The organism is Micromonospora sp. NPDC047753 (assembly GCF_040642735.1).
In the GTDB taxonomy this organism is placed as follows: domain Bacteria; phylum Actinomycetota; class Actinomycetes; order Mycobacteriales; family Micromonosporaceae; genus Micromonospora.
The window spans coordinates 1-6,020 of record NZ_JBEYSL010000422.1; the positions used below are offsets into that span (position 1 = coordinate 1).

Consider the following 6,020-nt stretch of genomic DNA (forward strand, 5'->3'; position numbering starts at 1 on the left):
ACCACCACGGCCGGCCGGGTCCGCAAGCGATTGAACAGCCGCACCGCGACGCTCGTCTCGATCGTCATCGCGGCGGTCGTCGACCGGTGGTGCTGACGTGTGGAAGGGGGTGAGGTGCGTGGCGGTCTAGCTGAGCGCCACCGAAGTGACTTGTCAGGAACGCCGCACGGTGCCTGTGGAATCCGCCGTCAGCCGATCCGGCGCTCGTGGCTCGGGGCGCTGTCGAGCTGCCAGGCCGCGGCGAGATCCTCGCGGGCCCGGGCCACCCGGGACCGGATCGTGCCGACCGGGCACTGGCAGATCTCCGCCGCCTCGGCGTACGACAGGCCGAGTACCTGGGTGGCGACGAACGCCTCGCGGCGCTCGCGGGTCAGGCCGGCGATCAGCTGGTGCACTGTCACGCTCTCGTCGGCCCCGGCGGTGATCGCCCCGGCGGCCTCGGCCGCCGCCTGCCAGTCCGGCACGGATGCCAGCCTCGGCCGGGCCACCGCCGTGCGCACGTGGTCGACGGCGACCCGTCGGGCGATCGTGAACACCCACGTGCGGGCCGACGAACGGCCGGCGAAGCCGGGGAGGTTGCGGAATGCCCGCAGGAACGTCTCCTGGGTCAGGTCGTCCGCCTCGCCCGGCCCGGCGAGATGCGACAGGAACCGCCAGACCTGGTCCTGGAGGGCCCGGATGAACGCCGTCGCGGCCTGCCGGTCGCCCTGGCCCGCCTCCTGCGCCCACCGGGTGACCTGGGCGTCGTCAACGCCGCCGGTCCGCACAGACCACCGTCCTGTGTGCCACGGGCGCTCCTTTTCGGCCGAGAGGCCGTCGTCGGGACGCCGCCGGTCAGCCGCGCAATCTGGTTGTCGCCGGCCGGTCCGGAAAAGTTCCCGGGGCTCCCACATTCGGGTGACTCTGGCCCGGGATCCGCTCGGTGCTCTCCCGGGCGGGCGGCGGCACCGGGCCGGGCGTACGCCAGGATCGCCACAGGTTGCTGTAGCCGCCACCGGCCGCGAGCAGCTCGGCGTGCGTACCGTGCTCGGCGACGCGACCCTGGTCCAGGACGACGATGCGGTCCGCGGTGGCCGCCTGGCTGAGCCGGTGGGCGACGACCAACGTGGTACGGCCCTCGGTGGCCGCCACGGCGGCCCGGTCGAGGTCACGAGCGCCCGCGCTGCCCGCCTCCGCGGTGGCCTCGTCGAGGACCGCGACGGCGGGGTCGGCGAGAACCAGGCGGGCCAGCGCGAGGTGCTGGGCCTGCGCCGCGGTGAGCTGACGACCGCCTTCCCCCACCGCGGTCGCCAGCCCGTCCGGCAGGGTACGCAGCCACCCGGTGGCGCCGACGAGGTCGAGGGCGCGGGTCAGCTCGGCGTCGGTGGCGTCCGGGTCGGCCAGACGCAGGTCCTCGGCGAGCGGTCCGGCGAACACGTGCACCTCCTGGCTGATCAGGGCGATCTCCCGCCGGAGCTGGTGTTCGCCGAGGTCGGCCAACGGCACGCCGCGTAGGCGCACCGAACCCTGGCTGGGCTCGACGATGCCCGCGATGATGCCGGCGAGGGTGCTCTTGCCCGCGCCGCTCGCGCCGACCAGCGCCACGCGCTCCCCGGGGGCGAGACGCAGGGTGATGTCCCGCAGCACGACAGGTCCGTCGTCGTAGCGGTGCTGCGCGACGGTCACCTCCAGGGCCGCGGGCTCGGGCCGCTCCGGGCGGGCCGGGCGGCGACTGACGGGCGACGCGGTGTCCGGCAGTGTGGTCACCCCGACGAGCCGGGCGAGGCTCGCGCCGGCCTGGAGCACCGAGTCCGACTGGAACAGCAGCAGGCCGATGGGGTTGAACAGGCGGTGGAAGTAGAGGGCGGCGGTGGTCGCCGCGCCGACGGTGGACAGGTCCTCGCGGACCAGCAGGAAGCCGGCGAGCAGCACGGCGGCCAGCCCCACGAACTCGGACCTGTTGATGCGCAGCCCGAACCGGGTGAACAGGCCGAAGATCTCCAGCGACAGGTCGCGGGCGACGCCGGAGCTAGCCGCGATCCGGGCGACGTGCGCGTCCTCCATCCGGTAGGCGCGTACCGTCGCCGAGCCGCGCAGCGCCTCGGCCGTCGCCTGCGTACGCTCGCCCGTCGCCACCCGCTCGCGGGCGTAGTACGGCACCGACCGTCTGAGGTACCAGCGCAGCGCCAGCGCGTACGCCGGTGCGGCGGCCAGCCCGGCGATGCCGAGCCGCCAGTCGAGGGCGAAGAGCCCCAGCGCGGTCAACACGACGGACAGCGTCGCGCCGAGGAAGGCAGGGCCGCTGGTGGCGATCACGTTCGTCACCACTGCCACGTCGTCGCCGGCCCGGGCCACCAGGTCGCCGGTCCCGGCTCGTTCCAGGGTGGCCGACGGCAGGTGCAGCGCACGGTCGAGGACCCGCTCACGGAGCCGGGCCAGCACTGTCTCGCCGAGGCGTGCGGCGACCGCGGCTCCGGCCGCGGTGAGGAGCCCCGCGAGCACCGCCGCACCCGCGATCACGCCCGCCCAGGCCACCACCTGCGGTGTGTCGGTGCCGGCGATGACGTCGTCGACGAGGCGACCGAGCACCCACGGCGCGACGAGCCCGGTCGCGGACGCGGCGACCAGCAACGTGCCGGCGACGGCGCTGAGCACCGGCAGGCGGGCGAGCTCGGTCCGGAGGGCGGCCCAGGTCTGCCGGCCGGTGGCCGTCGGCAGCAACTGCCGGGTCTCCCTGCCGCTCGCGGTCGACGGGTCGGTCATCGCAGGACCTCCTCCCGGTAGCGGGTGTCGCTGGCGAGCAACCGCTCGTGCGGCCCCTCGGCGACGACCCGACCCTTGTCGATCACGACGACCCGGTGCGTGACGTGCAGCAGGGCCGGACTGGTGGTGATCAGCACCGTGGCTCGGGTGTCCGCCGCGCGAACCGAGGCCAGCCCTTCGGCGAGCAGCGCCTCGGTCACCGCGTCGACGGCCGTGGTGGGGTTGTGCAGCACCAGTACCGGTGGGTCGGCGACGAGCGCACGGGCGAGCCCGATCCGCTGCCGCTGACCGCCGGACAGGTTCGCTCCCCGCTCGGTGAGTCGGCGGTCGAAGCCGTCCGGGTGTGCGGTGAGCACGTCCTCGGCGGCGGCAGCCCGCACGGCGGCCCGCAGGACGGTGTCGTCGACGCGGGCATCGGCGCTGAGATTGGCGCGCAGGGTGCCCTCGAACAGCGCCACGTCGTGTGGCTCCACCAGGACCACGGCGCGCGCGGCGTCGATGTGCAGGTCCTCGACGGGTACGCCGTCGACGTACAGCGTCCCCCGGTGGTCCGCGTGGTGCACCCGGCCGGCCAGCAGCGCGACAAGCGCTTCGGCCTCGCTCGGGTCGTAGGCGAGCACGCCCACGATCTCACCGGCGCGGACGTGCAGGCTGACGGCGTCGAGGCCGGCGTGCGAGACCGCGTCGAGGGCGAGCCGGGAAGGGCTCGGGGTGGGCGGCCCGGCGTCACCCGGCGCGAGGACCGGCGCCGCGCCGAGGACCCGGGCGACCCGCGCCGCCGAGGCCCGGGCCATGGCGAACAGTTGTACGCAGTACCCGAGCGTCTGCACCGGCTCGGCGATGAACTGGGCCAGCCCGACGACGGCGACGAGTTCGCCGATGGTGAGCCGACCCTGGAGCGCGAGCCAACCCGCGACACCGGCGACCGTCGCGAGGAAGAGTCCGTTGACCATGGTGGTGAGGCCGAGGTGCAGGCCCTTGGTGGTGGCGGCGCGAAGGGTCACGTCGAGGGCGTGTCGGCTGGCACCCGCGTACCGTCGGGCGGCGTGGTCCTGCGCGCCGATGCCGCGCAGCACGCGCAGCCCGGTGACGAGGTCGACGGCGAGCGCCGTCGTGGCCGCGAGGGCCTCCTGCTGCGACGTGCTGCGCCGGGTGAGCAACGGCGCCATCCGCTGGAGGGCGACGACCAGCAGCGGTACGCCGACGAGCACCCCGAGCCCGAGGGGGACGTCGACGACGAGCAGCGCGACGGCCGCGACCACGATCGCGGTGAGCGCCGCGGCGGTGAGCCCGGCGACGCGTACGACCAGCGCGGACAGCTCAGCGTCGGAGGCCGTGATGGACAGCAGCTCTCCGTCGCGCAGACCCGAGCGGTGTCCGCGCGGGTCGAGGGCGCTCCGGACGATCTCGACGCGGGTCGCGTGCGCCTCGTGTTCGACGGCGGCGTAGGCCAGCCGGGCGCCGGTGCGGTAGGCGAAGGCGAGGGCGGTGAACAGGGCGGCGAGGCCGGCGAGGGACAGCAGCAGCGCGGTGACATCCCCGGTGGCCACCGCCCGGTCGATGATCACGCCGATGGCGACCGGTACGAGGGCCTCGGTGGCCTGGTGGGCGCAGAGCAGCACGATGCCGAGCACCACCCGGCGGCGCTGTCGGCGCAGGGCGCGGCGGAGCACCACGCTCCCACTGACCTCGGCGACTGTCATGCTCGGATCGATGGGGGCATAGCGGCAGACTCCAGTAGGTGAGGGCAGGCTAACCTAACACGCCCTCGGCCAGCCGCAGGCGCCGGAGTGCGGTGACGCCGGCCGCCCTGCCATGGACGGCCGGGGCCGGCGTCGACGGTCCGCATCCGCCTCGGCTACCGCTCCCCCGCCGGAGCCACGTGCCGGCCACCCGGCTCACCAGTCATGGACCGTGCCGTCCTTGAGCCGGTTGAACGGCAGGTACGCCGGCTCGTACGGGAACCGGGCCGCCGCCTCCTCGTCGAGCTCCACCCCGAGCCCCGGCTGGTCGCCCGGATGCAGGTAGCCGTCGGTGAAGGTGAACGACTGCCGGAACACCTCGTTGGCCAACGGGGTGTGCTTCATGTACTCCTGGATCCCGAAGTTGTGGATGGCCAGGTCCAGGTGCAGGGCCGCGGCCATCCCCACCGGGGAGATGTCGGTCGGGCCGTGGATGCCCGACTTGATCTGGTACTGGGCGGCGAAGTCGAGCAGCTTGCGCATCGCGGTGATGCCGCCGGTGTGGGTGACAGCGGACCGGACGTAGTCGATCAGCTGCTCCCGGATCAGGGTCTGGTAGTCCCAGACGGTGTTGAAGACCTCACCGATGGCCAGCGGGGTGGTGGTGTGCTGGCGGACCAGCCGCAGCGCCTCCTGGTTCTCGGCCGGGGTGCAGTCCTCCAGCCAGAACAGGTCGTACGGTTCGAGGGCCTTGCCGAGCTTGGCGGCCTGGATCGGCGTCATCCGGTGGTGACCGTCGTGCAGCAGCGGCAACTCCGGGCCGAACTCGGCACGCACCGCCTCGAAGACCGACGGTAGGTGGCGCAGGTACGCGCGGGTGTCCCAGTCCTCCTCGGCGGGCAGCGGAGTGCGCTGCGCGGGCTCGTAGTCGTAGCGCTGGCCGGTGGCGCTGGGTTGCGCGGCCACGCCGTAGACGGCGTTGATCCCCGGCACCGCGGTCTGCACCCGGATCGACCGGAAGCCCTCGTCGAGGTGGCTGCGGATGGAGTCGAACAGCTCGGGGATGTCCCGCCCCGACGCGTGCCCGTACGCCATGATGCCGGTGCGGGACGCACCGCCCAGCAGTTGGTACAGCGGCATGCCGGCGGCCTTGGCCTTGATGTCCCACAGCGCGACATCGACGGCGGCGATGGCCGCCATGGTGACCGGGCCCCGCCGCCAGTACGCCGAGCGGTACAGGAACTGCCAGGTGTCCTCGATCCGGTGCGGGTCCCGTCCCATCAGCAGAGGGGCGACATGGTCGCGCAGGTACGAGGCGACGGAGAGCTCGCGGCCGTTGAGCGTGGCGTCGCCCAGACCGGTGATGCCCTCATCAGTGGTGATCTTGAGGGTGACGAAGTTCCGGTCGGGGCTGGTCACGATGATGTCTGCTGCGACGATCTTCACGGGGTGCCTTTCGTCCTTCAGAACCGGGGGTGGATTCTAGGCCGACAAAGGCGATCGGCACCGGCTTCACGCCGGTGCGGCCGTTTCTGCGTACGCGGGATCAGCGCGGCCGGCGGCGCTCCAGGAACTCGGTCATCCGGCGGTGCTTCT

General features: G+C 73.4%; 4 protein-coding genes. All 4 read right to left on the minus strand.

Annotation, left to right across the window (positions count from 1 at the left end; genetic code table 11):
- Positions 1 to 188 precede the first annotated feature (188 nt).
- Positions 189 to 767, minus strand: coding sequence for a sigma-70 family RNA polymerase sigma factor (locus ABZ749_RS27315; RefSeq protein WP_357232836.1), 579 nt, complete (start codon positions 765 to 767; stop codon positions 189 to 191).
- 67 nt (positions 768 to 834) lie between these two features.
- Positions 835 to 2,742 carry an ABC transporter ATP-binding protein gene (locus ABZ749_RS27320; RefSeq protein WP_357232838.1) on the minus strand — a complete coding sequence of 636 codons (1,908 nt, stop codon included), beginning with the start codon at positions 2,740 to 2,742 and terminating at the stop codon, positions 835 to 837.
- Positions 2,739 to 4,445: an ABC transporter ATP-binding protein gene (locus ABZ749_RS27325; RefSeq protein WP_357232840.1), complete on the minus strand. Its 1,707-nt coding sequence runs from the start codon at positions 4,443 to 4,445 to the stop codon at positions 2,739 to 2,741. Before ABZ749_RS27325 ends, ABZ749_RS27320 begins: the two co-directional genes overlap by 4 nt.
- A gap of 195 nt (positions 4,446 to 4,640) precedes the next feature.
- A complete protein-coding gene (manD, locus tag ABZ749_RS27330) occupies positions 4,641 to 5,870 on the minus strand; it encodes a D-mannonate dehydratase ManD (protein ID WP_357232842.1) in 1,230 nt (409 codons plus the stop codon).
- Between the last annotated feature and the right edge of the window lie 150 nt (positions 5,871 to 6,020).

Bases quoted from the DNA above. Each gene is read 5' to 3' on its own strand.
- ABZ749_RS27320 (WP_357232838.1), bottom strand. From the start codon at position 2,742: ATGACCGACCCGTCGACCGCGAGCGGCAGGGAGACCCGGCAGTTGCTG.
- ABZ749_RS27325 (WP_357232840.1), bottom strand. From the start codon at position 4,445: ATGACAGTCGCCGAGGTCAGTGGGAGCGTGGTGCTCCGCCGCGCCCTG.